Source organism: Chryseobacterium sp. SIMBA_029 (assembly GCF_046535275.1).
Lineage (GTDB): Bacteria > Bacteroidota > Bacteroidia > Flavobacteriales > Weeksellaceae > Chryseobacterium.
In genome coordinates this window covers 1-233 of record NZ_JAWRXA010000886.1, presented here as the reverse complement: position 1 = coordinate 233, position 233 = coordinate 1, and the positions used below count along the sequence as shown (strand labels likewise).

Sequence of the window (233 nt, the reverse complement as noted above, 5' to 3'; positions counted from 1 at the left end):
GATCTGTGCGGCTTCGCGCACGGCCGATCGATAGGCGGCGTCGCCTTCACCGGCGGCAACCTTGGTCAGTGGCGAGGCAATGGCGTTCACCAGCTCGTAAATGCGGGCGACTGCCTTGTTGAACCACAGCTTGTCATAGTCGTTCTGGACGGCTTTCAGCGTCTTGTGAGCAGCCTGCGAGATTGCCAGCGCTTCGCCTTCCTTAGCCGGAGTCGCTGGTACGGCAGCAAGAA

At 60.9% G+C, this 233-nt stretch carries 1 protein-coding gene; it reads right to left on the bottom strand.

Annotated elements, in window-relative coordinates; translation table 11 throughout:
- The coding region (locus SB679_RS26395) for a hypothetical protein (protein WP_410705400.1) at window positions 1–233 on the bottom strand (233 nt) is incomplete at both ends.